The organism is Pseudomonas putida (assembly GCF_016406145.1).
GTDB classification, from domain to species: Bacteria; Pseudomonadota; Gammaproteobacteria; order Pseudomonadales; family Pseudomonadaceae; genus Aquipseudomonas; species Aquipseudomonas putida_E.
Genome location: NZ_CP066306.1, coordinates 2,948,310 through 2,973,380 on the forward strand (window position 1 = coordinate 2,948,310; position 25,071 = coordinate 2,973,380).

The 25,071-nt window shown below is 61.9% G+C and carries 24 protein-coding genes, 1 pseudogene and 1 riboswitch; of the genes and pseudogenes, 10 read left to right on the forward strand and 15 right to left on the reverse strand.

Annotated features, from left to right (window positions below; all coding sequences use genetic code 11):
- Positions 1–124: 124 nt before the first annotated feature.
- Entirely contained in the window at positions 125–1,024 is a 900-nt protein-coding gene (locus JET17_RS13535) for a bile acid:sodium symporter family protein (protein WP_012314515.1), read from the forward strand.
- Between the two features lie 5 nt (positions 1,025–1,029).
- Here the strand turns inward: JET17_RS13535 and JET17_RS13540 are convergent, their stop codons facing one another.
- On the reverse strand, positions 1,030–1,497 hold the full coding sequence (locus tag JET17_RS13540) for a sterol desaturase family protein (RefSeq protein ID WP_012314516.1): 468 nt from the start codon (positions 1,495–1,497) through the stop codon (positions 1,030–1,032).
- A gap of 409 nt (positions 1,498–1,906) precedes the next feature.
- On the opposite strand from JET17_RS13540, the gene JET17_RS13545 reads away from it, so the two are divergent.
- Positions 1,907–2,620: an MgtC/SapB family protein gene (locus JET17_RS13545; RefSeq protein ID WP_012314517.1), complete on the forward strand. Its 714-nt coding sequence runs from the start codon at positions 1,907–1,909 to the stop codon at positions 2,618–2,620.
- Positions 2,621–2,632: 12 nt separating this feature from the next.
- Here JET17_RS13545 and JET17_RS13550 read toward each other — a convergent pair whose 3' ends face one another.
- The 3 genes from JET17_RS13550 to JET17_RS13560 are packed head-to-tail and all read right to left on the reverse strand — an operon-like array spanning position 2,633 to position 5,277.
- Positions 2,633–4,201, reverse strand: coding sequence for a sensor domain-containing diguanylate cyclase (locus JET17_RS13550; RefSeq protein WP_012314518.1), 1,569 nt, complete (start codon positions 4,199–4,201; stop codon positions 2,633–2,635).
- Between the two features lie 54 nt (positions 4,202–4,255).
- Positions 4,256–5,038: an exodeoxyribonuclease III gene (gene xth, locus JET17_RS13555; RefSeq protein WP_012314519.1), complete on the reverse strand. Its 783-nt coding sequence runs from the start codon at positions 5,036–5,038 to the stop codon at positions 4,256–4,258.
- The gene (locus tag JET17_RS13560; protein ID WP_012314520.1) at positions 5,035–5,277 is read right to left on the reverse strand and encodes a hypothetical protein; all 243 of its coding nucleotides are present in this window, start codon (positions 5,275–5,277) and stop codon (positions 5,035–5,037) included. The genes xth and JET17_RS13560 overlap by 4 nt, the downstream gene beginning before the upstream one ends.
- Before the next feature lie 183 nt (positions 5,278–5,460).
- On the opposite strand from JET17_RS13560, the gene JET17_RS13565 reads away from it, so the two are divergent.
- Positions 5,461–5,961 (forward strand): DUF4142 domain-containing protein, encoded by a 501-nt coding sequence (locus JET17_RS13565; RefSeq protein ID WP_012314521.1) that lies wholly within the window; start codon positions 5,461–5,463, stop codon positions 5,959–5,961.
- A 13-nt stretch (positions 5,962–5,974) separates the two neighbouring features.
- Positions 5,975–6,226: a hypothetical protein gene (locus JET17_RS13570; protein ID WP_012314522.1), complete on the forward strand. Its 252-nt coding sequence runs from the start codon at positions 5,975–5,977 to the stop codon at positions 6,224–6,226.
- A 78-nt stretch (positions 6,227–6,304) separates the two neighbouring features.
- Here the strand turns inward: JET17_RS13570 and JET17_RS13575 are convergent, their stop codons facing one another.
- Positions 6,305–7,285 (reverse strand): DNA-binding protein, encoded by a 981-nt coding sequence (locus JET17_RS13575; protein ID WP_012314523.1) that lies wholly within the window; start codon positions 7,283–7,285, stop codon positions 6,305–6,307.
- A gap of 279 nt (positions 7,286–7,564) precedes the next feature.
- On the opposite strand from JET17_RS13575, the gene JET17_RS13580 reads away from it, so the two are divergent.
- The 3 genes from JET17_RS13580 to JET17_RS13590 all read left to right on the forward strand — a co-directional run bounded on the left by JET17_RS13580 (position 7,565) and on the right by JET17_RS13590 (position 10,180).
- Entirely contained in the window at positions 7,565–8,179 is a 615-nt protein-coding gene (locus JET17_RS13580) for a helix-turn-helix transcriptional regulator (RefSeq protein ID WP_012314524.1), read from the forward strand.
- 76 nt (positions 8,180–8,255) lie between these two features.
- On the forward strand, positions 8,256–9,233 hold the full coding sequence (locus tag JET17_RS13585) for a threonine/serine dehydratase (RefSeq protein WP_012314525.1): 978 nt from the start codon (positions 8,256–8,258) through the stop codon (positions 9,231–9,233).
- Positions 9,230–10,180 carry an ornithine cyclodeaminase family protein gene (locus JET17_RS13590; protein WP_012314526.1) on the forward strand — a complete coding sequence of 317 codons (951 nt, stop codon included), beginning with the start codon at positions 9,230–9,232 and terminating at the stop codon, positions 10,178–10,180. Before JET17_RS13585 ends, JET17_RS13590 begins: the two co-directional genes overlap by 4 nt.
- Positions 10,181–10,203: 23 nt before the next feature.
- Here JET17_RS13590 and JET17_RS13595 read toward each other — a convergent pair whose 3' ends face one another.
- The 3 genes from JET17_RS13595 to JET17_RS13605 form a co-directional block, all read right to left on the reverse strand.
- The gene (locus tag JET17_RS13595; protein ID WP_012314527.1) at positions 10,204–11,952 is read right to left on the reverse strand and encodes a BCCT family transporter; all 1,749 of its coding nucleotides are present in this window, start codon (positions 11,950–11,952) and stop codon (positions 10,204–10,206) included.
- Between the two features lie 215 nt (positions 11,953–12,167).
- On the reverse strand, positions 12,168–12,827 hold the full coding sequence (gene tenA / locus JET17_RS13600) for a thiaminase II (RefSeq protein ID WP_012314528.1): 660 nt from the start codon (positions 12,825–12,827) through the stop codon (positions 12,168–12,170).
- 2 nt (positions 12,828–12,829) lie between these two features.
- A complete protein-coding gene (locus tag JET17_RS13605; RefSeq protein ID WP_012314529.1) occupies positions 12,830–13,477 on the reverse strand; it encodes a TenA family protein in 648 nt (215 codons plus the stop codon).
- 78 nt (positions 13,478–13,555) lie between these two features.
- A riboswitch (TPP riboswitch) is annotated at positions 13,556–13,669 on the reverse strand.
- A gap of 184 nt (positions 13,670–13,853) precedes the next feature.
- Between JET17_RS13605 and JET17_RS13610 the strand changes: the two genes are divergently transcribed.
- On the forward strand, positions 13,854–16,181 hold the full coding sequence (locus JET17_RS13610) for a putative bifunctional diguanylate cyclase/phosphodiesterase (RefSeq protein WP_012314530.1): 2,328 nt from the start codon (positions 13,854–13,856) through the stop codon (positions 16,179–16,181).
- A gap of 90 nt (positions 16,182–16,271) precedes the next feature.
- Positions 16,272–17,222: a site-specific integrase gene (locus tag JET17_RS13615; RefSeq protein WP_012314531.1), complete on the forward strand. Its 951-nt coding sequence runs from the start codon at positions 16,272–16,274 to the stop codon at positions 17,220–17,222.
- Here the strand turns inward: JET17_RS13615 and JET17_RS27280 are convergent.
- Entirely contained in the window at positions 17,212–18,321 is a 1,110-nt protein-coding gene (locus tag JET17_RS27280) for an SMP-30/gluconolactonase/LRE family protein (protein WP_233100445.1), read from the reverse strand. The genes JET17_RS13615 and JET17_RS27280 overlap by 11 nt on opposite strands.
- Positions 18,316–18,936 (reverse strand): annotated as a pseudogene (locus JET17_RS27285) (SDR family NAD(P)-dependent oxidoreductase); the annotation flags it as partial. The pseudogene JET17_RS27285 and the gene JET17_RS27280, both read right to left, overlap by 6 nt.
- A 270-nt stretch (positions 18,937–19,206) precedes the next feature.
- Between JET17_RS27285 and JET17_RS13625 the strand changes: the two are divergent.
- Positions 19,207–20,178, forward strand: a complete 972-nt coding sequence (locus JET17_RS13625; RefSeq protein ID WP_012314533.1) for a LysR family transcriptional regulator — start codon at positions 19,207–19,209, stop codon at positions 20,176–20,178.
- Here JET17_RS13625 and asnB read toward each other — a convergent pair.
- Genes asnB through JET17_RS13650 form a run of 5 tightly spaced genes read right to left on the reverse strand, consistent with a single transcriptional unit; the run spans position 20,167 to position 25,066 of the window.
- Positions 20,167–22,002 carry an asparagine synthase (glutamine-hydrolyzing) gene (gene asnB / locus JET17_RS13630; protein ID WP_012314534.1) on the reverse strand — a complete coding sequence of 612 codons (1,836 nt, stop codon included), beginning with the start codon at positions 22,000–22,002 and terminating at the stop codon, positions 20,167–20,169. The two genes, JET17_RS13625 and asnB, sit on opposite strands and share 12 nt — an antisense overlap.
- Before the next feature lie 10 nt (positions 22,003–22,012).
- The gene (locus JET17_RS13635; protein ID WP_012314535.1) at positions 22,013–23,398 is read right to left on the reverse strand and encodes an amidase family protein; all 1,386 of its coding nucleotides are present in this window, start codon (positions 23,396–23,398) and stop codon (positions 22,013–22,015) included.
- Entirely contained in the window at positions 23,395–24,381 is a 987-nt protein-coding gene (locus JET17_RS13640; RefSeq protein ID WP_012314536.1) for an AMP-binding protein, read from the reverse strand. Before JET17_RS13640 ends, JET17_RS13635 begins: the two co-directional genes overlap by 4 nt.
- Positions 24,378–24,662 carry an acyl carrier protein gene (locus JET17_RS13645; protein WP_012314537.1) on the reverse strand — a complete coding sequence of 95 codons (285 nt, stop codon included), beginning with the start codon at positions 24,660–24,662 and terminating at the stop codon, positions 24,378–24,380. The genes JET17_RS13640 and JET17_RS13645 overlap by 4 nt, the downstream gene beginning before the upstream one ends.
- Positions 24,659–25,066 carry a hypothetical protein gene (locus JET17_RS13650; protein WP_012314538.1) on the reverse strand — a complete coding sequence of 136 codons (408 nt, stop codon included), beginning with the start codon at positions 25,064–25,066 and terminating at the stop codon, positions 24,659–24,661. The genes JET17_RS13645 and JET17_RS13650 overlap by 4 nt, the downstream gene beginning before the upstream one ends.
- Between the last annotated feature and the right edge of the window lie 5 nt (positions 25,067–25,071).

Genomic DNA, 25,071 nt, shown 5'->3' on the forward strand with positions numbered 1-25,071 from the left:
GTCGCTTTGCCATCTGGCAACCGGACGCCTCAGTAACAAAAGGTTACCAAGTGCTGGCCCATTGCAATTAGCTATCGTTCAGCACCGGCCTAGACTGGCTTGATCCCTTGCCCGAGTAGCCATCATGACCGCTTCGCCCTTGCTTACAGCCTTCCTACCTTTGGCCTTGGGCATCATCATGCTTGGCCTTGGTTTGTCGCTGACATTGGCCGACTTCGCTCGCGTAGTGAAGTACCCCAAGCCGGTGGTCATCGGCCTGGCCTGCCAGCTTCTTCTGCTGCCGCTGGTGTGTTTCCTGATTGCCAACGGTCTTGGGTTGGAGGCGGCCCTGGCCGTCGGCCTGATGTTGCTGGCCGCCTCCCCGGGCGGCACCACCGCCAACCTGTTCAGCCACCTGACCCATGGCGACGTGGCGTTGAACATCACCCTGACGGCGGTCAACTCCCTGATCGCCATTCTGACCATGCCGTTGCTGGTCAACCTGTCGCTGATGTGGTTCATGGCGTCAGATCAGGCCATCCCGCTGCAATTTGCCAAGGTCATGCAGGTATTCGCCATCGTGCTGCTGCCGGTTGCCTTGGGCATGATGATCCGCCACTGGGCGCCAGGCTTTGCCGCACGCATGGAAAGGCCCATGAAACTGGTGGCGGCACTGTTCCTGGCATTCACCATTGTGCTGGCCTTGGCCAAGGATTGGCAGACCGTGGTTGCGTACGCTCCCGTTGTAGGCCTGGCTGCACTGCTGTTCAACGTGATCAGCCTCGCCGTCGGCTACTGGGTGCCGCGCCTTTTGAGCATCCCCAAGCGCCAGGCCATTGCCATCGGCATGGAGATCGGTATCCACAATGGCACCTTGGCGATCGCCGTCGCCTTGAGCCCATCGCTGCTGAACAACGCCACCATGGCGGTGCCGGCGGCGCTCTATAGTCTGATCATGTTTTTCACGGCAGCAGGGTTTGGTTGGTGGGTGAGCCGTGGGCACGGCACGGAGCAGGCTCAAAGCAAGGGCGAAACGGTAAATTGACGCCCTCAGTTGCGCCGGCGTCGGGCCTGTAACTGGCGTTTGAGCACCTTCATGGGCGGTGCGTAGAAAAAGCCGAACGACACGCTGCCTGTACGCCCCTTGACCGCATGGTGCAGGCGATGGGCACGATCCAGGCGCTTGAGGTAGCGGTTGATGGGCCGTGGCTTGCGGGGCCAATGCCGATGGAAGAACCCATCGTGGGCCAGCACGTACAATATCCCGTAACCCGCCACACCCCCGCCCACCCACTGCAAGGGTGCATGGCCGGCCTTGCCCAGGGCCATCAAAACCGCAGCGATGATCCCCAGGGCCAGCAGATACAGGTCGTTGGCCTCCAGCATGCCCAGGTGGGGCTCATGGTGCGAACGGTGCAGCCACCAGCCCCAGCCATGCATGATGTACTTGTGCGCCAGCGTGCCGACGCCTTCCATGGCCACCAGAGTGCCAATCAGCACAACAAAATTGAGCAGCATGTAACGGTCCGGGGGGATGACAAAGAGTGGCGCAAGGGTACCGAGTAACAGCGTTTTTTTCCATGCAGCCGTGGCTTGCTGTAGGGCGTTTCCTTATGAAGCCATTGTCATGTTTTCGCCCTTGACCCCTGCACAAGCTGCGGCGTAAGGTCCTCCCCGCAATTTCGCACCCTTGAACAGGAGTCCTGCATTGGACAGTAGCCCCAGTCGCTTGCGACAGGCCCACACGGCAAGCTAGTCCGGCAGCTTCCTGCCACTGTCTCGCTATTGGCCAGGCGGTGGATTTCTCAGCCTCTGCGGCTTGAGCCCTCCTCGTTCCTCCTCTTGTGGTCCTGCGTATTCCTGGTCTTTCAACCGCGCCATTCGCGATGGCGTTAGAGCGGGCATGTGCCCGTGCAAGAGGTTCGCTATGGATTGGAAAGTATTTCTGCTGCGTGCCAGCATCGCATTGCTGCTTGGCGCCCTGATCGGTGCCGAGCGCCAGCTGCGCCAACGCATGACCGGGCTGCGCACCAATGCGCTGGTCAGCACTGGCGCCTGCCTGTTCGTGCTGATGACCCAGGCGGTACCGGGCATGGCCCCCACCGATGCCTCAAGGGTTGCCGCCTATGTGGTCTCGGGGATCGGCTTTCTGGGGGGCGGTGTAATCATGCGCGACGGTTTCACGGTGCGCGGCCTGAACACTGCAGCCACACTGTGGTGCACGGCGGCTGTCGGGGTGCTGTGCAGCCTCGGCCTGCTGCTGGAGGCCACCCTGGGTAGCCTGGTGGTGCTGTGTGCCAACATACTGCTGCGCGACATCGCCCAACGCCTGGACCGCCAGGGCGTGGTGCCGGCCAGCGAGGCCGAACAACGCTTCGAGGTGCGCGTGGTATGCCGTGCCGAAGATGAAATTCAGGTACGCAGCCTGATGCTGCACAGCCTGGGCGACCCGGAACTGCGCCTGCAGTCGCTGCACAGCGAAGACTTGGCCAACCCTGCGCGCCTGGAGGTGCGCGCAGAGTTGCTCGGTAACCCACAGGCACCGGCGCAACTGGAGCGCCTGGTCAGCCGGGTAAGCCTGGAGAAAGGCGTCAGTTCGGTACGCTGGCAGCTACAGGCACAAGTCATGGCCACCGATTAAGCGGGTCTTGGCTTAATTACCAGCACTCATCGCCATGCGATCAGCGACGGCATAGCCATCGCGCCCTTGGCGCTTGGCCTGATACAGCGCCCCGTCAGCCGCAGACATAAGGCTTTCGGGGCTGCTCGCATCCACTGCCGGATGCCCGACAGCAATCCCGGCACTGGCAGATACAAGGCCAAGCGGGCTGCCGGCATGCTCGATCATCAGGCGGCGTAGCAGTTGCAGAATTTCATCGACAACCTGTTCGGCCCCCTTTACGTCAGTGTCAGGAAGTAAAACCGTGAACTCCTCTCCACCATAACGCACCGCCAGATCCGCCGGGCGCTTCAATACCTGCTGCAGCAATTCGGCAAAGCGGCGCAAGCATTGATCTCCCGCAGGGTGGCCATAGCGATCGTTGTACAGTTTGAAAAAATCAAGATCGATCATTACCAGCGCCACCGCATGCCCCAGTCGCCGCGCCCGGCGGATTTCCGCATCCAGTACCGCATCCAGCCTGCGGCGGTTTCCCAGCCCGGTCAGGCTGTCGGTCAGGGCCAGCGACCTGAGGGTCTGGTGGGCCTGGTGCAGCGCCCTTTCGATAGCGATCCGCTCACGCAACTGGCGCAATACCACCCAGCCGAAGCCACTCAACCCAACCAGCAAAAGCAGCAGAATGAAGGCTGACTTGATGACATCTTGCCGCCAGGGCGCAATGATCGACTCACGCGACAAGCCCGCCTCTACCACCAACGGATATCGCGTCAGGGCGCGATAAGCGTACAGGCGGGGCGTACCATCAACGACCGCCACCGCTTCAACCAGCCCTTCGCTCGCATGAGGCAGGTGATGTCGGAAGACTTCGCTGTTTGCAAGGCTGTGGCCGACTACGTGTTCCACGAACGGCCGGCGTACCAGGATCGTGCCGTCTCGCTTGGCCAGCACCAGGGCGCCTCGCTCGTCGATCTTGAAATCACCGTAATAGCGCACGAACCAGTCCACCTTGATGGTGCCGAGCAACACCCCGGCAAAGCTGCCATCGCGATTTTCCAGCCTGCGCGAGATTGGAATGATCAGGTCACCGGTGGAGCGGCTGCGTACCACCGAACCGATACGCACCTCACGGTCAGTGTGGGTCTGGTGGTAAGCAAAGTAGTCACGGTCGGCATTGTTGGCCTTTGCCGGGATGGAAGCCTGGTCGGTGACGATCCAGCTGCCATCCGGCCCGTATACGAACAAACCGTGCAGTTGCGGCATGATCGTTTTCTGTTGTGCCAGAAGGGCGTGCAAGCGGGGGCGATCGAGATGATCGAAACCATCGCCTTCAAGGCGCTCGGCCAGCACAGCGGTAATCGCGTCCACCTGGCGAATGGCATCTTCGGCGTGCTGCGCCGTGGCCCTGGCCAGGTTGCTGACAATATTCTCGGCATTGATGGAAGCCTGCCTGTAGTCGCGCCAGATACGCCACCCTTCGATCGATACGAAGGTCAGCAGCACAACCGCCATGAACGACAGCACCAGGCGGAACAGCGCCACCGCGCGAGCCTCACCGGTTACGGTGAAGAGCCCGTCTTCGTCCTGTTTTCCGCCCGCACCCATGGAAGTCCTTGCCCTCAAGCGTTTGCCGCCTGTCACTATAGATCACTGCTGCTTTCACGTACCCAGTTCGATCCATGCCGGTGCATGGTCGCTGGGCTTGGGCTCGTTGCGCACCCACGCGTCTACGCCGCCGGCCTTGAGGTGCGACGCGATGTCCGGGCTGAGCAACAGGTGGTCGATGCGCAATCCGGCATTGCGTGCCCAGTGATTACGGAAGTAGTCCCAGAAGGTGTAGATGCGTTCATCGGGATACAGCTGGCGAATGGCATCGGTCCAGCCTTGCTCAAGCAAGGCCTGGTAGCAGTTGCGCGACTCGGGTTGGAGCAAGGCATCCTTGAGCCAGGATTTGGGGTTGTAGATGTCGAAGTCAGTCGGCACGACATTGAAATCACCCGCCAGCACAGTAGGATGGCCACTGCCCAGCAAGTCGTGCGCATGCTTGACCAGGCATTCGAACCAGCGCAGTTTGTACTCGAATTTCGGCCCCGGTTGCGGGTTGCCATTTGGCAGGTAAAGGCAACCTACCAGTACACCTTGTACTGCGGCTTCCAGATAGCGGCTCTGGCTGTCATCTTCCATGCCTGGCAGGCCGCGCCGAACTTCCAGCGGCTGGCTGTCGCGCGCGAGGATGGCCACTCCGTTCCACGAGGGCTGCCCCATGTACAGGCAGCCATAGCCTGCGGCTTCGATGGCCTCACGGGGGAACTTCGTGTCGGCCGCCTTGAGCTCCTGAAGGCAGGCGACATCGGGCTTTTCCCGCTCCAGCCAGGCGAGCAGCGCCGGCAGCCGGCTACCGATGCCGTTGATATTGAACGTGGCAATGCGCAATGGCTTCATGTGCCAGGGTCATCCACATGACTTTGTACCGCCTCCTGCAGTGAGCCCATTTGGGCCTCGTCTGCCAAGGCCTTGAGGGCCAGCCAGTCATCCCAATCGATAGCGCCGTCATCACGGAGCGCTTCGGCGGTGCGTAGCAATTCGTGATGATAGGCATCCGGGGACTCACGGCGGTAACTGTCATCATCGTATTGCGCGTACCACGCCTCAAGTTCGGGAATGCTGCGCTCTATGCTCATACCCTGCTCCTTCGCGGCAACCTTTGAATGTGTGAGCGTTACTGCTGCGTATCGTTCAACCTAGGCGTCGCGGTGATCACTTGCCCTGACAAAAAGCCCTGAAAAAAATTAAACCTATGCTCACCTCCCTGGCTCAACCGTACGCGACACTGAGGTCGCGCCACCGATAGCAAGGAGTGAAACATGAGCAATCTGTTCATAAAACGCGCAGGTTTGTCGCTGGTGCTGGGCATGGCGTCGCTGCAGGCCCAGGCGGCTTCCTCCGATGACTTTGTCGATGCAGCCACCGAGGCAGGTATCGCCGAGGTGGTCACCGGTAATCTGGCCCTGGAAAAGAGCCAGAACGCTGATATCAAGACCTTCGCCCAGCATGTGGTCACCGATCACACCAAAGCCAACCAGAAGCTCGGCGACATCGCTCGCAAGCTGGATATCAGCGTGCCCGATGAGGCGGCGCTGACCGACAAGGTCAAGAAAATGATCCTTGAATGGCGCGAGGAGTCGTTCGACAAGTCCTATGTCAACAACCAGGTCGATGCCCACGAAAAAACCGTGGAGCTGTTCAAGAAAGAAGCCGCTTCGTCCGACAAACCAGAGCTTAAGGCTTTCGCCAGCGAAACCCTGCCAACGCTCGAGAAGCACCTGGAACAGGCCAAAGCCCTGCAGGCCAAGCATGGCAAGTGATCGGAGGACACACATGACTAACGATACTTTGCAGACCGAAATACTGACGCGTCTGCTGCACGCCCACCCACAGGGCTTGGGCAAGGAAGTGCTGGATAACTATCGCGGTGAAAATGCCGTTGCCGATGCGCTCAAGACGCTGCAGGAGCATGGGCTGATTCACGATGGCAGCGTAACGGTCGACAGTAACCGGCAGTTCAGTGTCAACTATCCGATCAAGCTCTCTGCAGCGGGTGTCGATGCTGCGAAGCGGGTGGAAAGCTAAACAACTCTAGCGACCCATCTTTCGATCCTTTGAGCGTGCGTTGCGGGAGCCGGCTTGCCGAAACCTGCAACGCTTCCTCTACCGTGTGGTTTGACTCTCCCGAAGCACCTTCAGCGCTTCATCACGCCTGAGCAGTTCCTCTTCCAGAAACTGCAACTGCCTGCCCTGCTCTGCACAGAGCGCACGTTTGTCTTCCAGGCTTTGGCCCTGCGCCTGCAATTGCCTGCGCATTTCGTCACTGGCCCCCTGCGCTTGCGCCAGGATCGTGCGCAAGCCTTGGATCTGCGTATCACGCTGTTCCAGCAATTCATCCAGCGCCTTGCGCTCGCTACTGGCCTGGCGGTGCTCGCCAAGCAAACGCTCGTTGTCCCGATGCAGGCGCGTCAGTTCATCCTGCTTGACGATCATGCCTTGCTGAAGCTGGCGTAATTCGAGTTGCAACTGTTGCACCTGTGCCTCATGGCGACGCAGGTCTTGGTCGCGCTGCTCGCGGCTGGCGCTTCGGTAATGTTCCAGAGCGTCCCGTGCATGCTGATGTTTTTCTTCCAGCGAGCGCACCTGTTCGTCCTTGTCGGCCAAACGCAGCTGCAGTTCACCCAGCGACTGGTTCAGGCTGGCGCCACGCAATTGCTCGGCTTGCAGCGTGCTCTGGGTGGCGCTGAGCCGCTCCGACTCGGCGGCCAGAGCTGCGGCCTGGATCTGCTGTTGCTGATGCGCTGCGGCCAACGCCTGCTGAGCCAGTTGCAGCTGGCTCTGGAGCTGCTCCTGTTGCTCTTTGAAGGTCGCTTCAATTTGCTCGATACGTGCATCGGCCTCTTCCTGAAGCTGCTCTGCCAGCTGCGCGACCAGCTTGGCCAGTGTATCGCTCAGGGCCGGCGCGCCTTGAAGCGCCGCAGGCTTCTGGCCTTCCAGCTCTTTCAGGTAACGATGAATGGTGGTTTTGGAGCCGGTATTGCCCAGTTCGATACGTACGGCATCGATGCTGGGGTACTCGCCCCGGGCAATCAGCACTTGCCTTGCCTGCTGCACTACCGCCTTGTTTATGCCGCCCCGGGCCATGATTGCTCCTACGATTTCGTATCATGGTACGTACCATGTATTTACGTAGCAATTTTGTCTTTTTCCAGGCAATAACTCAACCCATTTATAAGATGTAATAATCACGGCTTATCGCATGAGAGGGTGTGCAAAGCGGGTTTTGAATGGGCTGGCGAGGGGATGGCAGTACGAAAGGTGCTGAAAAGTGATTACTGAAGGTGCCTTGAAGTTGAATAGCGCTTGAGTCCACCATGGACAAAACGGCTATCTGCCAAATCAAGTACCCACGCCCGGCTCAAGATGAACATCGAAAACTACAAGGCAATCGCCGACAGCATTGCGCTGCTGCTCTTCCCCCATGCCGAAGTGATCGTCCACGAGGTGCAAAGCCAGACGGTCGTCCACATCGCCAATAATTTTTCCAAACGCAAGATTGGCGATGACTCGGCACTGGACCTTGAACTGGGCGACTTTCGCAACGCCGCCAAGCTCGGCCCATACGAAAAGCTCAACTGGGACGGTCAAAAGATCCGCTCCATTACCACGGTGCTTTACAACCAGAACGGTGAAGCCGAACACCTGCTCTGCATCAACCTGAATTTCTCGGTACTGGAACACGCACGCGAAGCGCTGGATGCGTTTTTCCAGATAAGCCGTTTGGTGCCGCAGCCCGATGCGCTGTTCAAGGATGACTGGCAGGAACGCATCAATACCTTCCTGCACGCGTGGCTGAAGGAGCGCAACTTGTCGCTGCGAACGCTGAAGATGAAAGAGAAACGCACACTGGTGGAAGCGTTGCACGCAGAAGGCGCATTCGAGGGGCGCAGCGGGGCCGACTATGTGGCCAATGTGCTGAGCATGGGCCGGGCGACTGTTTACAAGTACCTCAAGGAACTGAGGGACCAACCCGTCTGATCGAGTGGTCAACACTTGTCTGTTATAGATATTGAGTCTATTGTGGACTGAATATCCATGTACGGACGCTACCACAATGCCTGCCGATGCCCCGAACCTGTCTTCCCTGTACCAAGCGATCGCTGATGCACACCAGGCACTGCGCCCTGAGGTAAATGTCACCCCGCTCGACTTCAGCCCAGGGCTTTCGGCAATGACCGAATGCAACGTGTACCTCAAATGCGAACACCTGCAACACACTGGCTCGTTCAAATTCCGCGGTGCCAGTAACAAGGTTCGCCTGCTGCCGGCCGAGCAACGCGAACTGGGCGTCATCACGGCCTCCTCTGGCAACCATGGGCAAGCGCTCGCGCTTGCCGGCAAGGTAATGGGAGTGCCTGTCACCGTTTACACCACCACTTCGGCGTCGTCTTACAAGCTGGGTGCAATTCGCGCGCTCGGCGCCGAAGTGATAAGCCTCGATCTGGATCCTTTGGGTGTGGAGCTTGAAGCGGCGCGTCAGGCTGCCCTCCAAGGCAAGCCTTTTGTATCGCCCTACAACGACCTTGAAGTGATCGCCGGCCAAGGCACCATCGGGATGGAGCTCTTTGAACAGGCACCGGACCTGGACGCAGTGTTCGTGGCGGTCGGCGGCGGCGGCATGATTTCGGGTATCGGCGCGGCACTGCGGGCACTCAACCCAGGCATCGAGATCATTGGCTGCTGGCCGGCGAATGCCCCTACCCTGCAGCGCTCGCTCGAAGTCGGGGAAATCATCGACATGCAAGAGCAGGACACCATCTCCGACGGTACAGCCGGTGGGGTCGAGCCAGGCTGCATCACCTTCCCCCTCTGCCAGGCGCTGCTGTCGCGTACCGTGCTCGTCAGCGAAGAAGAGATAAAGGCGGCGATGCGCGATGTCGCCAACCACGAGCGCTGGATCATCGAGGGCGCTGCCGGTGTGGCGGTGGCCGGCATGCAGAAAATGGCCAAGGCATACCGCGGCAAGCGCGTCGCGGTCGTCATTTGCGGCCGCAACATCGTGCTCGATAAATTCCTCGAGGCTGTTCAATGAAAGTGTTCAGCAAGCAACAGGTCACTGCTGGGCTCGATATGGAGCTGGCGGTGCAATGCCTGGAGGAAGGTTTCATCGCGTTCTCCCAAGGCAAGGTCCAGGTACCACCGGTACAAGCATTCGCCTTCCCTCAGGCCAACGGTGACTGCTGTATCAAGTCAGCGCATGTCGAGGGAAGCGACACGTTCACGGTGAAGCTGTCCACCGGTTTTTACGACAACCCGTCAAAGGGGCTACCAAGTAATGATGGCTTGATGCTGGTAGCCTCCGCCAGCACAGGCCAACCGCTTGCCTTGTTGCAGGATGAGGGCTGGCTGACCTGCATCCGCACCGCGCTGGCCGGGCGCATCGCCGCCCGCCTGCTGGCCCCCGCAAACGTGAAAGCGATTGGTATTCTGGGCACCGGCACCCAGGCGCGCATGCAGCTGGAGCAACTGGGTGCAGTCACCCCCTGCCGCACCGTGGTGGTGTGGGGGCGCGGTGATGCTGAACTGGCAGCCTACAAAACCTTTGCCAACGACCTGGGTTATGAGGTGCAGGTAACGCGCAACGCCGCAGAGGTTGCACAGGCCGCTAACCTGATCGTCTGCGCAACACCTTCACGTGAGCCGCTGTTGCAGAGTGAATGGGTGCAACCTGGCACCCATATCACCGCCGTTGGCGCCGATGCGCCGGGCAAACAGGAGCTTGACCCCGCGCTGGTTGCACGGGCCGACCGCATCATCGTCGACTCCCTCTACCAGTGCAGCCAGTACGGCGAAGTCTCTCACGCCCTGAAGGCCGGCCTGATCGTCGAGCAGCAACTGACCGAGCTTGGTGCCCTGCTTGAGGGCCGCGCCACCGGCCGTGAGCATGACGCCCAGATCACGCTGGCCGACCTGACCGGGGTCGCCGTGCTGGACGCCCAGATTTCAAGCTGCGTATTGGCGTCGCTCGCTGCGGGTTGACGGGCGCAGCCGCGTCAGGTCACTCATGGCTCCGTCACCTGGGCCTTCCTGGGTGCCGGCTTGAGCGAGGATTTCTTCTCCTGCACCACGATGTAGAACTCTTCGCCGTGCTTGACGGCGCCGTACAGCACGGCCTTTTCGATCAGCTCGCTGCCGCGCAGGTGGCGCAGCATCATCGGATCCTTGCGCAGGTCACGGTACAGCGCCAGGCACAGCAGCACCATGACCACCACAAACGGCAACGCTACGACGATGGTCAGGTTCTGCAGGCCGGTAAGCGCTTCCCCGGGGTTACCCGGGTCGCCCAGCGCGAGCATGATGGCCGCGACGGTCCCGGTCAGTGCCCCCCAGAAAATCACTGTTGCGCGCGAGGGTTGCGTGGTGCCGTGCTCGGACAAGGTACCCATCACCAGCGATGCCGCATCTGCGCCGGAGACGAAGAAGATCGCCACCAGGATCATGACCAGCACCGAAGTGGCCGAAGCCCAGGGGTAGCTGTCGAGCAACTGATACAGGGCATGGTTGCTGTTCACCGCACCGTCGACGAGTGCGAAGCTGCCTTCGCGCAGGGCATCGATGCCGGCGCCGCCAAAAACGCTGAACCACACCAGGCTGACCAGGCCTGGCACCAGCAACACGCCGCTGACGAACTGGCGGATGCTGCGCCCGCGGCTGATGCGGGCGATGAACATACCCACAAAGGGCGTCCAGGAAATCCACCAGGCCCAGTAGAATACGGTCCAGCCGGCCAGCCAGCTGTCCATCGCATCACCACCACTGGCGCTGGTGCGCGCCATCATCTCGGGCAGCAACTTGATGTAGACACCGATCGAAGTCGGCAACAGGTTGAGCATCAACAGCGTCGGCCCCACCAGGAAGACGAACAGCGCCAGTGCCAACGCCAGTACCATGTTGGTGTTGGACAGCCACTGAATACCTTTGCCGATGCCAGACACGGCCGAAGCAACGAAGGCAATGGTCAACAAGGTGATGATGGTGATGTAGAACAGCTTGCCGGGCTGTTCGATCCAGCCGTTGTATTCCAACCCGCCCGCAATCTGCAAGGCGCCGAGCCCCAGCGAAGCCGCTGAACCGAACAGGGTGGCGAAGATCGCCATCATGTCGATCACCCGCCCGACAGGACCGTTGGCATGCTTGCCGATCAAGGGCCGGAACGCGGTAGAAATCAATTGCGAACGGCCGCGGCGGAACGTGCCATAGGCAATTGCCAGCCCGACGATGGCGTACATTGCCCAGGGGTGCAGCGACCAGTGGAACAGCGTGGTCGCCATCGCCACCTGCAGTGCCTCGTCGGATTGGCCAGCGGCAGTGCCGGGCGGTGGTGAAATGTAGTGTGACAGTGGCTCGGCGACGCCGAAGAACATTAGGCCGATGCCCATGCCCGCGCTGAACATCATGGCAACCCAGGAGATCGTGCGAAATTCCGGTGCTTCGCCGTCGCGCCCGAGAGGGATCCTGCCGTAGCGGCTGGCGGCCAGCCACAGCACGAAGATGACGAACACGGTAGACGTCAGGACGAAAAACCAGCCGAAATTGACGATGACCCAAGATTGCGCAGTGGTAGCGCTCGCGGCGAGGCTGGCTTGGTTGACAACACCCCAGGTGATGAAGGCGATCGCCAGCAAGCTGGTGACGCCGAATACCGCCCAGTCGAGCTTGCCTTCAAGGTGGCGGTCCTGCCTGGCCTCGGCAGTCTTGGACGGGTCGGTGACGCCGAGCGGCGGTGTTTCAACGTTCTCTTGTGTTGCCATCGATGGGCCCTTTTCAGTTTTGCTGCAGGCTTTTGTTGTTGTAATTGCTAGCGATGCCTGCGCAAGAACCGGGGGCGGCCGCGCTGGAGGCCCCGTGATTATCCTGTGAGCGAAACAGCAGCCCCTATTCCAGGACCGTCCTGGCACATCCTCTGAACGACCTGGCGGTCACATTGTGCCGGCCCCGATGGAGCCGGCACAGAACCTGAACTGGCTCAGACAGCCCCATCCAACCCCATCTGCCAGAAGTCCGCCTCCAGCCTCGAAGCCTGGCCAAAAATCGCCGCCAGTTCCACGAACCGTTGCTCGGTCATGCTGCGCGCCGCCAGCTCATCAAGGTGCTTGCGTGCCGCGGATGCCACGCTCTGGTAGCCCTCGCCGGCGTATTCGCCAATCCACTCGCGGTAAGGGTGATCACTCAGGTCACCGATGTGCGCAGCGAGCGTGCGGCCGATTTCGGCGTAGCCGATCACGCACGGTGCCAACGCCACATGCAGTTCGAGCAGGTCACCGGCAGCGCCGCAGTCGAGCACGTAACGGGTGTAGGCGACCGTGGCCTGGTGCTCCGGCGCGGCCTCGACATCGGCCTGCGACAAACCCCAGCGGGCGCACAGGCGCAGGTGCAGTTCGGTTTCGTCGAGGATTGCAGCCAGGCCAGCCTGGGCCGCGCGGATGTCGGTCGCCAGCCTGCTTTTGTAAGCGGCAAGCGCCCAGGCACGGGCGAACTGGATGAGGAACAGGTAGTCCTGCACCAGGTAAGTCCGGAACGCGTCTTCGCTCAAGGTGCCCTCACCCATCTGCCGAACGAAGTCGTGGTCCACATAGCTCGACCACTGGGGCTCGGTGGCGGCCTTCAGGCGCTCGAAGATATCCATCCTCAGGCCTCCTGATCGTAGATGGCGTCGAAGAAGGCCAGCTCCAGCGCCACGGTGCGCTGGTAGAAGTCACTTGCCAGTGCCGGTTCCTTCGGGCCGACGCGGTCCAGTTCGGCCTGCAGGAAGGCGACGAATTCCTGGAATGCCGCATTGTCATGCAGGGTGATCCACTCGGCGTACACGAAGTTTTCCGGTATCGGTTTTGGTGCCTTCAGCGCCCAGTCCAGGTACAGGCCTTCGGCAACGTTGAGCACTGCCAATGCCGCCGCATAGGAACGGGTTGCTGCTGCTTCGCGCATGATGGCTTTGAAGCCTTGGGTCGGCACCGTGTCCTTGGGTTCGGTGCGCTGCTGCCGGCTTACGTCCAGCGCCTGGAAGGCTCGCAGAAAATAGGTGTTTTCATCGCTACTGATCATCCCGGCAAAACGGCCGAAACGCAGGCGGGCATCGAAGGTGTCGGCTGTGGCGATGGCTGCGCCGAGCAAGGTCAGGAAGCTGTCGAGAAAACGGTGGTCCTGTACCAGGTAGCGGACCATGATCGGGTCCGCCACGCTGCCATTGCACAGTTCAGTGACGAAGCGGTGGCCGACAGCAGCCGACCAGGTCGGTTCGCTCTGGCGGCGCAAGGTTTGGGAAAAACGTTCGGTCATGGTGCTGCCCTCCATAGGGTGACAGCGAGGCCGTTATGGTGGAGCATGGAGCGGCCTCGCAGTGAGGCCGGCAAAAAGGCAGGTCGGCAGTCCCATCCCTTCGCCGGCATGATCCGGATCAGGTGCTAAGGGTCACCGCGCTGCAGTGCCAGCGGTTTCTCAGCCCGTTGCCGGGCTCCCCTTGGTGGCGTGAAGGTATACAGCACCTTCAGGGCCGCTGTCACGGAGCAAATCACCACAAGCAGCACGTAACAGCCCGACTGCCAGCGCCCTTGTCAGCCAGAAAGAAACCCTGCAAGCAAATGGCCACCAGTCATTAGCCTGTCATCTTACTGTCGTATTTTCCGGCCTTCACCCAGGGTCGGGAATACCAGCCGTGATACGCCGTTTTCTCTCGTCAGCAGGCCTGCTGCGCCTGTTGATCCTGATGCTCTGTGCAGCCACCCTGACCTTCCTCTGGGGGGTGCACTTCAGCCAGAAGGCCGCCGCGCGCCAGGATGCGCTGATGGCCAAGGCGGCCGAGCACCAGAACCTCGCCCGCATCGTCGCTGAAAGCCTGCGTCAGCTGGTTGATCGTGCCCAGGCTGTGGGCCGCGTCACCCAGGACGATATGAAAGCACTGCCCCAAGGCAGCCTGAGCCTGGCACGGTTGCTTGCCGAAGACCCAGTGTTCAAACGCATGGGCCTGTATGACCGTAACGGCAAGCTGCTGTCAGCCAGCCACGTCAACGAAGTGCCAGAGCTGCCGGACGGCTGGCTGCAGCAGTTGAAACTGCATGTCGCGCACTACGGTTTCAAACCCTTCATGCCGCGTGTGGAACCGGGCCTCACCCCGTCGGCCCTGCCGAACTGGCGCCTGCCCTTCCTCTTGCCGCTGACCAGCCTGCCAGGCCGCGAGATCGACAAGATCCTGGTGGTGCAGCTCGATATCGGCTACCTCGCGGTGCTTTTCCAGCACATTGACCTGGGCAATACCGGCCTCATGCGCCTGCTGCAGGACGACGGCCAGGAACGCCTACGTATCGACACCCGCGGCGTGGTCATGGCTGTTGACGATTTCGAACCCGGCCTGTCGGCACCGGGCAGTGAGTCGGGCCTGCTGATCCAATATGCATCCGGCCAGCCCTATCAGAGCCTGTACAGGCGCATAGCCGAGCGCGGTTTCACCATCATCGTCAGCCAGCGCATCGACGAAATCCTCGCCCCCACAGCCCTGGCGTATTCACGTCAGTTCTGGTTGAACTTGAGCATGACGCTGATGATCCTTGCCAGTCTGGTCTGGACCCTGCGTCTGCTGCACAAGCGCCAAGAGGCTTTCAGCGCCCTTGAGCATGCGCAACAGGTCAACCAGCAACTGATCGGCCGCCTGGAGGATGCGCACCGTCGCAGCAGCCAGGCGGCCGCCACTGACCACCTCAGCGGGTTGCACAACCGCCGCCAGTTCGTCGAGGTGGCGGGCCTTGCGCTGACCCGCCAGCGCGGCAAGCGTCGGCTTATGGCAATCCTGTTCATCGACATGGACCGCTTCAAGTCGATCAACGATTCGCTCGGACACAAGATTGGCGACTTGCTGCTGCAGGCCGTGGCCGGGCGCATTCAGCGCCTGCTAGAGCAAGGCGACGAAGCCTCGCGCTTTGGAGGTGATGAATTCGTGGTACTGCTGGCCGGCGAACGCAGTGAAGAACAGATCAATACCTGGGTGCGCGAACTGGTGCAAAAACTGTCGGCTACCTACTCCCTCGACGGCCAGGAGGTCAATACCAGCCCCAGTGTCGGCATCAGCATCTGCCCGCGCGACGGCCAGGACATTGACAGCCTGATCCGCTGCGCCGACGCCGCCATGTATTCGGCCAAGCAGGCCGGGCGTGCCCAGTACCGCTTCTTCGACCCGTCGCTGAACCTTTCCGACATCCACGCCTTTACTCTTGAACAAGCCTTTGGCAGTGCCCTGGCCGAGCGTCAGTTCGTGTTGCACTACCAACCGCAAATCCGCCTGGATACCCAGCGCGTGCTGGGCTATGAAGCCCTGGTACGCTGGGACCACCCGGAATTTGGCCTGCTCTACCCGGACCGCTTCATCGGCTTGGCCGAACGCAGCGGTTTCATCATCGAGCTGGGCTGGGAAGTGCTGCGCCTGGCCTGCGAAGAGCTGGCACGCTGGGATGTGCAGGGCCGCGACAACCGCCTGGCGGTGAATGTGTCGGCACTGCAGCTGCGCCAGGCCGACTTCAGCACCCGCCTGCTGAGCAAGTTGCAGTTTTACGGCATCAGCCCGCAGCGCCTGGAGCTGGAAATCACCGAGACCACCATTCTGGACCCGGAAGGCACAGCGGTTGAACATCTGCACCGCCTGCGCGCGGCCGGCCTGGGCATCAGCCTCGACGACTTCGGGCGTGGCTACGCGGGGTTCGCCCACTTGCAGTCACTGCCGCTGAGCAAGCTCAAGATTGACCGGTCGCTGATCGCACCGCTGTCCAACAGCTACGACGACAGCCCGATCGTCTCCTCGACCATCATCCTGGCCAAGCGCCTGGGGCTGGAGGTGGTGGCCGAAGGGGTGGAAACCCGCGAACAGGTGGTGTGCCTGAAACTTGCCGGTTGTGATATTGCCCAGGGCTACCACTTCAGTCGCCCCTTGTCGCCGGCGCAATTGCGTGAATACCCGCCTTTCAACGGCATCGAGGAAAAGCCATGCGTGCTCTGAAGCCCTCGGTGGCCTTGCCCGCCAAAGAGCCGGGACAGACGAAACGTTAGGGTTTATTGTGTTGGCAACACACGCTGACACCACCCTCACATGACTGACATAGAGCGCTACGTCCGCGCCGCCACCCGTGACAACACCCGGCGCAGCTATCAGGCTGCCATCGAGCATTTCGAAGCCCACTGGGGCGGTTTTCTCCCGGCCACTGCCGACAGCATTGCCCGCTACCTGGCCGATCACGCCGGGCAGCATGCGGTCAGCACCCTGCGCCAACGCCTTGCGGCCCTCAGCCAATGGCACATCAGCCAAGGCTTCCCCGACCCGACCAAGGCCCCGCTGGTACGCCAGGTCCTGCGCGGTATCCGCACCTTGCACCCGACGCCGCCGAAACAGGCCGCACCGCTGCTGTTGCAACACCTGCAAACGGCTGTCGAGCATTTTGAAGAAGAGGCCAGGCTGGCCCGCGAGCAGCATGACCTGCCAGCACTGCGCCGCGCCCGGCGTGACACTGCACTGTTGCTGCTGGGCTTCTGGCGAGGGTTTCGCGGTGACGAACTGGCGCGCCTGCGCGTGGAGCACATCCAGGCCGAAGCCGGCGTGGGTATCAGCCTGTTCCTGCCACGCAGCAAAGGTGACCGTGAAGCGCTTGGCGTACAGCACCGCACGCCGGCACTGAAGGCGCTGTGCCCGGTCGCAGCATACCTGCAGTGGCTCGAAGTGGCGGGCATCGCCCACGGCCCGGTTTTTCGCAAGCTCGACCGCTGGGGCAACCTGAGCGACACAGCGCTCAACAGCAACAGCCTGGTCGGCCTGTTGCGGCGCATGCTCCAACGGGCAGGCGTGCCGGCGGCGCTGTACACCGGCCATTCTCTGCGGCGCGGTTTTGCCACCTGGGCCACGGCCAACGGCTGGGAGTTGAAGTCGCTGATGAGTTACGTGGGCTGGAAGGATGCCAAATCGGCGTTGCGCTATATCGACTCGGCTCAGCGTTTTGGCGAACTGGCCGTATTACCGGCCAGCCAGGGGCAAGTGCTTATTCCTTGAACGCGTAGCGGGGAATGCCGCCCACTTCCGGGCGAATCGCATACAGGTCGCCAGCGTCCGGGTAGTGGCGCAGTTCTGTCGGCGACATGCCGACCCGTGCCGTGGTGATGTACAGCGTACCCATGCCATCGCCACCGAAACAGCAACTGGTCGGGCGCGGTACCGGCATCACCACCTGCTCGGTCAAATGGCCGTTGCGGTCATAGCGCAGCAGGCAGCTGCCATTGAACTGACACACCCATAACCCGCCTTCACGATCCAGCGCGATACCGTCAGGGCGCCCCAGTTCGGCAGGCGTCTCGGCAAACAGGCTGACCTGCTCCAGCCGCCCTTCGGGCAGATACTCGGCACGGTAGATCGAGCGTGCAGCGGAGTCGACGAAGAAAACGGTCTGGCCATCGGCCGACCAGGCAATGCCATTGGGCAACGCCATGCCGTCATGGATCACCACATCGTGCAGTTCGCCATCGAAACGCAGCAGCGCACCGGTCTTGCCACTTGGGCCCTCATCCATCAGGCCGGTGACGAAGCGCCCCTGGGGGTCGCAGGTACCGTCATTGAAGCGGTAACTCGGGCGATGATGCACCGGCGCCGAGTACTGGCGCACCTTGCAAGACGACATATCCAGAATGGCAACGCTGGCATCTTCGGTGAAGATCAGGTTGCCCTGGTCGGTCAGTGCCAACGCACCGATACGTGCAGCGGATTCATAAAGGTTCTCGACCTCGCCATCCGGTAACAGCCGGTGAATCCGCCCGCCGGTAATATCGATGAAATACAACGCACCCGTGCGCGCATCCCACACAGGGCTTTCACCAAGGTCGGCACGGGTGTTGGCGACCTTGGTCGGTACGTAATGACATTCCTTGATGAGGCTCCAGCGTTCAGCCACTTCGCCCAGGCTCGAAGCCTCTACCCGCGCCAGGTCACGCGGGTAGCTCACGCCGCTGTTCTCGCTGAAGCGCGTGGCGGTGAACTGGCCATTGCTGGCACGCAGGATGTACCCGGTATCCCGGCAAAGCGCACTGGCCAGGTACAGCACGCCCGGTGTCACCCATTGCGGCTTGAGTTCTTCCGGCGGCTGGGTCACGCCCCACATACGGGTTTTGGCCACTGGCGAGACCGCATTGACCAGGATGCCGTGTTCCAGCCCTTCCATGCTCAATGCGTTCATGATGCCCACCTGGGCCATCTTGCCCGCCGAGTACGCGACCAGGCCTGGCTGGGCATAGCGCTGATACATGGCGCGGTCCGAGGTGGTGAGGACTATGCGTGGTGCCTCGGCTTGCTTGAGGTGCTTCCAGGCATGCTTGGCGAGCCACACCGGGGCGTGCACGCTGATGCCCAGTGCGCGATCGAGAAACGCCTGTTCCTGTGTCTCGATGCCTTGGTAATCGACCCAGCCGGCGTTGTGGATGAGAATATCCAGCGCGCCGAAATGCGCGATGGCCAGTTCCACCAGTTCTCGGCATTCTTCTTCGTTTTCCAGGTGGCCGACATGAGCGACCACATCAAAACCCTGGCCCCGCAGGGTTTCGAGTGCGACGCTGACCGCCGCCGGGTTCTGACCTTCGCCCGAGCGATCAGTGCCCAGGTCGCTGATGACTACCCGCGCTCCCCGCGCGGCCAGCGCCATGGCGTAATCCAGGCCCAGGCCCTGGGCGGCACCGGTGACGATGGCGACTTTATCTTTGAATGGGTCTGTGCTTGGCATTGTAGAGCCCTTCCGATTCTCCTTTTTTACGATAACAATAAAAAAATCAATGACTTAATATTAAAAGCATGCAACTTTGATATCTGCTGGATATCACCTGAGACCCGCCACCTTGCGATGCACCCCGACCCTTAGTGTCAAGCCCCGGATGAGCCGTTTACAGCAGAGGCTTTGTCGCCGCGATGCCACGCACTATCATGGCCGCCTTGCACGGTCGGCCGCCGGAGAACGCTTTCCCGGCCCCCGTTCGACTCGATGAAGGAACGTAGAATGATCGAGACACGTTTGCTCAGGCAGTTCATTGCCGTGGCCGAGGAGCTGCACTTTCACAAGGCAGCCATCCGCCTGCACATGGCACAGCCGCCCCTGAGCCAGGCGATCAACCGACTCGAAGAGAAGCTGGGCTTCAGCCTGTTCCTGCGCAACAAGCGCGGGGTCAAGCTCACCGCCGCGGGCATGGCCTTCCTGGAAACCGCCTACCGTACCCTCAAGGAGTTGGAACAAGGCATCGAATACGCCCGCAACGTGTCCGAGGGCATCTGCGGCAAGCTGACCATCACTGCCATTTCCATCGCTTACTACGAGTCGCTGCTCAATACCCTGAAGAAATTCCGCGAAATCTACCCGAACGTGCGGCTGACCATTCGCGAAATGCCTTCGGCCTCCCAGGCCAAGGCGTTGATGGCCGGCGAAGCGGACATCGGCTTCATGCGCAAGCTGCCGATGCCACCAGACACCATCGAATCGAGGTTGCTGCTCAATGAGCAGATCGTCATGGCCCTACCCGCCAACCACGCCAAGGCGCATCAGCCTATGGTCGACCTGCGGGATTTTGCCGAAGAGGACTTCGTATTCACCCCGCAGGCGCTTGGCAGCGGCTACCACAGCCAGTTGATTGCGTTGTGCGAATCGGCCGGTTTCTACCCCAAAGTGGTGCAGGAAGCGGCGCAGATCCACACCCTGATCGGGCTGGTAGCTTGCGGTTTCGGCGTTGCCCTGGTGCCTGAATCGATTGCCTACTCGACGCTGCGCGAGCGCGTGCAGTTTCGCCCTATCCGACCGATCAAGGACCAGCCAACGCCGACCATGGGGCTGTATATGAACTGGAACACACAGAACGCCTCTCCAGCCTTGGGCAGTTTCATATCCATGCTCGACCTGGGGGCGCCTCGGCGATTTGTCGACACCATCCAGCAACCGTTGATTCTGGATGGCAGCGACAAGCACGAACTACACCGCTAAGCGATATTCGCGCAGCCAGGCATCCAGTGCCAGAGCGGTCTCCAGGTTGTTACGGCGCAACTGTGAATTGAAATACCCCTCGGGCTGGCGCAGCTCAGCGCCCAGCCGAACACGGTCGATCACCTGGAACACCGGGCTGCCCGCCTGCTCCAGCAGGTGCCGGACGCGCTCACGCAGGAACCGTTCATAAGCAAGGTTCGCCGAGGTCGGATAAGGGCTCTTGCGTCGCTGTAGTACGGCCGCTGGCAGGATATCGGCGCAGGCCTGCTTGAGCAGCCACTTCTCCACACCGTCCTTGCCCTTCATCGACCACGGCACGTTGTACACGTACTCGACCAGCTCATGGTCGGTGAACGGCACGCGTACTTCCAGGCTGGCAGCCATGCTCAGGCGGTCCTTGCGGTCGAGCAGAATCGGCAGCCAGCGCTGCAGGTGCATGTGGCAGATCTCACGCATGCGCCGCTCTTGCGGGTTGTCGCCCGGCAAATGCTCGACGCTGTCTAGCGCCTGGTGATAGCAACCGTCCTGGTAGCTGGCAAAGTCGCACAGCCGGTTAAACTCCGGGTTGATCAGCTCGGGCTGCAGCAACTGCATGCGCGAAAGCCACGGAAAACGCTGCGCCGCCAGCGCCTGCGGGTCGCGGAACCAGGCGTAGCCGCCGAACACTTCGTCTGCTGCCTCGCCGGAAATGGCCACTGTTGAATGGCGGCCGATGGCCTTGAACAGTAAGTACAACGAGGTGTCCACATCGCCGAAGGTGGCCGCCGAGTCATTGGCCCGGTACACCGCGCTGCGCGCAGGGTCGGCCACCAGTTCGCCGTTGTCGATGAGGATGGTCTGGTGATGGCTGCCAATGTGCTCGGCAGCTGCCAGCGCGTAGGGCTCATCGCGCTCCGGGCGGAAGGTATCGCTCTGGAACTGCTCGGCCTGGCCGATGAAGTCCACCGAAAACGAATTGACCCTACCCCCCTGCTCTGCCGTCAGGCGCTGTTGTGCCATGGCCGTGAGGATGGTCGAGTCCAGCCCGCCGGAGAGCAGCGAACAGACCGGCACATCGGCATGCAACTGCTCGCCCAGCGCGTTGCCGAGCAGCGCTCGGGTGCGCGCCACGGTGCCGGGCAGGTCATCCTGGTGCTCGCGCCGCTGCAGCTGCCAGTAGCGGCTGAGTTTGGGACGCCCGTTGGGGCGCCAGGACAAGCGATGCCCCGGCGGCAGTTCGCTGACCCCGTGCAAGGCCGTGCGCGCCGTGCCGCGCGACAGGCTCAGCGCATCCACCAGCCCCACTACATCCAGCGCACTGGCAAACTCCGGGTGCGCCAGGATTGCCTTGATTTCCGAACCAAACAGCAGCCCCTGCTGGTGGTGGGCGTAGTACAGCGGCTTGACCCCCAGCCGGTCACGTACCAGCAGGAAGTGGCCGTCGCGCCCGTCGAACACAGCGAAGGCGAACATACCGCTCAAGTGCTCACAGCACTGTTCGCCCCATTCCAGGTAAGCGTGCAGCACCACTTCGGTGTCGCTGCGGGTATGGAACTGGTGGCCCGCATTGCGCAGGCGCTCACGCAGTGCGTCGTGGTTGTAGACCTCGCCGGTATAGATCAGCGCGACTTCCTCGCCGCTGGCGCAGCGGTAAGTCATCGGCTGCACGCCACCACTGAGGTCGATGATCGCCAGCCGCCGGTGGCCCAGCAAGGCATTACAATGCTGCCAGCTGCCACTGGCATCCGGCCCGCGCAGTGCCAGCGTATCGGTCATGGCGCCGATGACCTGGCCGGCCTGGGTCAGGTTGCGGGTGTAGTCCACCCAGCCTGTGATTCCGCACATGCTGTGCTCCTTACACCTGAAGACGACGGGTTGGAAGTAGACCGGTCAGGGCTTGCAGGCGCTTGGCGATATCCAGCAACTGCCGCTCGCTGTCACGCCGGCCCATGATCTGCACGGCAAGCGGCGCCTTGCCGTCGGCGCTCAGGCAAATCGGCACGGTAATGGCCGGCAGGCCGCTGAAACTGGCCAGCGGGGTAAAGCTGATCTTCTGCTCATAGCCTTCGTCTGCCGGGGACGGGATGGTCGAGTCCCCTGGCTGCGGGTTGCGCCGGTCGAATGGCCGGTTGGGGTCCATGGGGAACACCACGAAATCCACTTGGGCGTTGTCGAACCAGGCGTCGATACCCGAACGGATGTTGTCCATGCGCTGGTGGATGCGCCGGTAGTCAGCGTCGCTGACGCCCTCACCCACTTTAAGGGCGCTGAGTGTCGACCAGTGCAGCTCGCAGTCAAAGCGCCGTGCCCAGGCAGCCGAGGCCAGCCACGCATCCCGTGCGCACAGTTGCCAGGCGTCGCCACGGCAGGCCCACAGGTCCGGCATGGCGACTTCGGCGGGCGCCATGTCCAGGTCTGCCAGTGCGCTGCGTGCCTGGCCCAGCATGTCGAGCATGGCCGCACTGGTCAGCGCCGGGTCCAGCGCGTGCTCCAGCATGGCGACCCGATAGCGCTCTTTGAGTGGCTGTTGCTGGCCGAGCAGTGGCTCCAGGCCCAGCAACGGGAACAGCAGGTCGAGGTCGTCGGCGCTGCGGGCGACCCAGCCCAGTGCGTCCATGCGCGGTGACAACGGAAACACTCCGGCCAGGCTTTCGGCCTTCTGGGTCATGCGCAGGCCGACCATACCGCAGTGCGAGGCCGGCCAGCGCACCGAGCCAAGTACATCGGTGCCCAACGAGATATCGCAGAGCCCTGCCGCCACCGACACCGCCGAGCCGGTACTGGAGCCAGACGGATCGATGCTCGGGAAGCGCGGGTTACGGCACCCGGCGCCAAAGGCAATGTTCAGCTCGGTAGTGGCGACCTTGCAGGTCAGGGCGATGCGCGGGTCGAGGAAGCTCAGCGCCTCGGCGCTGCGCTGGGGGTAGTGGCGGTAGCTGCGCAAGCCCAGGCGGGTCGGCAAGCCTTGCACGTCGACAGTGTCCTTCACCCCCAGGCGGTACCACGGTGCCTCGACCTCACGGGTGCTGGTCAGGCAGCGGTAGTGGCTGTCGGCATGCACGGACCATTGTGCGTACTGCGCTGCCCAGTCTGCGGCCATGGCGGGGTTGCGCTGCAGTAGTTCATGGCGTTTGCGCAGGCTCAGACCGAGGTATTCGGGCTGCTCGCGGCCGTGGGTGGCGTCGGCGCCGCAGTTACTGAGGTAGTGGGCGATGGCATCTTGAGTGTCAACGTGGTTCATGGGGTGTATTCCTTGACAGAAGTGGAAGCCGCCCACGGCAGAGGCTTGCCGGTGGCGGACAAAGGCAGGTCGGTGACACGGCGTACCGCAACCGGCCATGGATGGCCTGGCGGTAGTTGGCGAAATGCCTCCAACACCGCGTGCTCGGTGAGGGTGTCGCAGCTGTACAGCACCTCGAACGCTTCGCCGCGCAGCGCATCGGCCACGGCAACGCAGGCCAGCTTGGGGCAATTCAGGCGTTGAGCTAGATCACTTGCCAAACGGGCCAGGTCGACGCGCAGCCCATTGACCTTGATCAGGCTGCTGGCCCGCCCCAGCCACTGGAAGCGCTGTTCGTCCAACACCAATACCTGGTCATCGCAGCAATGCGTGGCTGCTGCGTGTGCCTGGCACGGCTGGCGGGCGATGCGCGGGCTGGCCACGTGCAGCGCACAGGGCTGGCCCGGGGGGCTGAGCAGGGTCACATCGCTCAGCAGGGTCCAGGGCTGCTCTGCATCACTGTGAGCGTCCAGCTCGCGGTAAGCCATGGCCCCGGTTTCGGTGGAACCGAGCAGTTCGACGAAACGCACCTGTGGCCCGGCATGGCGCTGCACCGTGGCCAGAGCCCCCGGCGGCAGCAACGAGGCGCTGTGCACCACCAGTACCGCACGCCGGGCGCTCAGCCGGGCCAGCAGCGCCGGCAGCACGCGCCAGGTACTGGCAATGGCGAGAATCACGCACGGACCTTCCCCGTCGAGCGTTGGCATGCGTTGCTGCTCCAGCGAGCAGGCGTGCAACTGGGCGTTCAAAACCCGCGACCCGACCTCGCCAAGGATCATGCCGTAGCTGTGGCTGACCGGCGCGAACGAGAAAATCTCCCGAGCATCGGGCGCCCAACGGCCGAGAATCAGGGCCGCCTCGTGCTCCATCTGCACCTGGCTACGCAGCCATTGCCGGGGCGCACCGGTTGAGCCGGAGGTGGTAAACAGATGCTCGGCGTTCACTCGGTGGCCTGCAGGGTCAGTTGATCTTCCAGTTTTTGCCCGACGAATTGCTCCATCTTTTCCAGGGTTTCGAACCAGAAGCGCACATCGTCGCTGAGGTAGTCCACTTCGATGTCGAAGCAGCCTTCGATGGCGGTGATCACTTCCACAGCCATGAGGCTATCGAAGCGTTCGCCGAGAAAGTCACGAAAACTGTCGCGTTTATCGATGGCGTCGACGTGCTCGCCAAGCAGCTGGCCGAGGGTTTGGCGGATACGCTGTTCAATGCTGAGGTGATTCACGAGCCGGTCTTTCCTTGTTGATGGGCAGCGTTGGTCAATTCCGCTCCAGCACTGAAGAACACGTGCTCGGGCAGGATCGGGTCGAAGTGCAGGTAGATGAAGGCATTCGGGTAATGCGTACGCAGGCAGCCGTGCAGCCCTTCAGCCAGCGCCTGGTGGGCCTGCCGGTCGCGGGCTTGTGACAGGGTGATGCGCACATGGAACTGCGCCGGTGCGCCGTCGCGGTCGGCAACGGGCATCGGCATGCCGGCGCTGAACACACTGGCCTCAGGTAACGGGTTAAAGAACACCATGCAATGGGCGGTGTCGGCACCCATTTGCTTGAGCTGGCGGGTAAAGGCAAGTGCCAGTCGCTTGCGCTCCAGCGGTTGCAGCGGTGCACAACAAACAGTGAGGGTGGGCATGGCGG

Bases quoted from the DNA above. Each gene is read 5' to 3' on its own strand.
- JET17_RS13535 (WP_012314515.1), top strand. From the start codon at position 125: ATGACCGCTTCGCCCTTGCTTACAGCCTTCCTACCTTTGGCCTTGGGC.
- JET17_RS13540 (WP_012314516.1), bottom strand. From the start codon at position 1,497: ATGCTGCTCAATTTTGTTGTGCTGATTGGCACTCTGGTGGCCATGGAA.
- JET17_RS13545 (WP_012314517.1), top strand. From the start codon at position 1,907: ATGGATTGGAAAGTATTTCTGCTGCGTGCCAGCATCGCATTGCTGCTT.
- JET17_RS13550 (WP_012314518.1), bottom strand. From the start codon at position 4,201: ATGGGTGCGGGCGGAAAACAGGACGAAGACGGGCTCTTCACCGTAACC.
- xth (WP_012314519.1), bottom strand. From the start codon at position 5,038: ATGAAGCCATTGCGCATTGCCACGTTCAATATCAACGGCATCGGTAGC.
- JET17_RS13560 (WP_012314520.1), bottom strand. From the start codon at position 5,277: ATGAGCATAGAGCGCAGCATTCCCGAACTTGAGGCGTGGTACGCGCAA.
- JET17_RS13565 (WP_012314521.1), top strand. From the start codon at position 5,461: ATGAGCAATCTGTTCATAAAACGCGCAGGTTTGTCGCTGGTGCTGGGC.
- JET17_RS13570 (WP_012314522.1), top strand. From the start codon at position 5,975: ATGACTAACGATACTTTGCAGACCGAAATACTGACGCGTCTGCTGCAC.
- JET17_RS13575 (WP_012314523.1), bottom strand. From the start codon at position 7,285: ATGGCCCGGGGCGGCATAAACAAGGCGGTAGTGCAGCAGGCAAGGCAA.
- JET17_RS13580 (WP_012314524.1), top strand. From the start codon at position 7,565: ATGAACATCGAAAACTACAAGGCAATCGCCGACAGCATTGCGCTGCTG.
- JET17_RS13585 (WP_012314525.1), top strand. From the start codon at position 8,256: ATGCCTGCCGATGCCCCGAACCTGTCTTCCCTGTACCAAGCGATCGCT.
- JET17_RS13590 (WP_012314526.1), top strand. From the start codon at position 9,230: ATGAAAGTGTTCAGCAAGCAACAGGTCACTGCTGGGCTCGATATGGAG.
- JET17_RS13595 (WP_012314527.1), bottom strand. From the start codon at position 11,952: ATGGCAACACAAGAGAACGTTGAAACACCGCCGCTCGGCGTCACCGAC.
- tenA (WP_012314528.1), bottom strand. From the start codon at position 12,827: ATGGATATCTTCGAGCGCCTGAAGGCCGCCACCGAGCCCCAGTGGTCG.
- JET17_RS13605 (WP_012314529.1), bottom strand. From the start codon at position 13,477: ATGACCGAACGTTTTTCCCAAACCTTGCGCCGCCAGAGCGAACCGACC.
- JET17_RS13615 (WP_012314531.1), top strand. From the start codon at position 16,272: ATGACTGACATAGAGCGCTACGTCCGCGCCGCCACCCGTGACAACACC.
- JET17_RS27280 (WP_233100445.1), bottom strand. From the start codon at position 18,321: ATGTGGGGCGTGACCCAGCCGCCGGAAGAACTCAAGCCGCAATGGGTG.
- JET17_RS13625 (WP_012314533.1), top strand. From the start codon at position 19,207: ATGATCGAGACACGTTTGCTCAGGCAGTTCATTGCCGTGGCCGAGGAG.
- asnB (WP_012314534.1), bottom strand. From the start codon at position 22,002: ATGTGCGGAATCACAGGCTGGGTGGACTACACCCGCAACCTGACCCAG.
- JET17_RS13635 (WP_012314535.1), bottom strand. From the start codon at position 23,398: ATGAACCACGTTGACACTCAAGATGCCATCGCCCACTACCTCAGTAAC.
- JET17_RS13650 (WP_012314538.1), bottom strand. From the start codon at position 25,066: ATGCCCACCCTCACTGTTTGTTGTGCACCGCTGCAACCGCTGGAGCGC.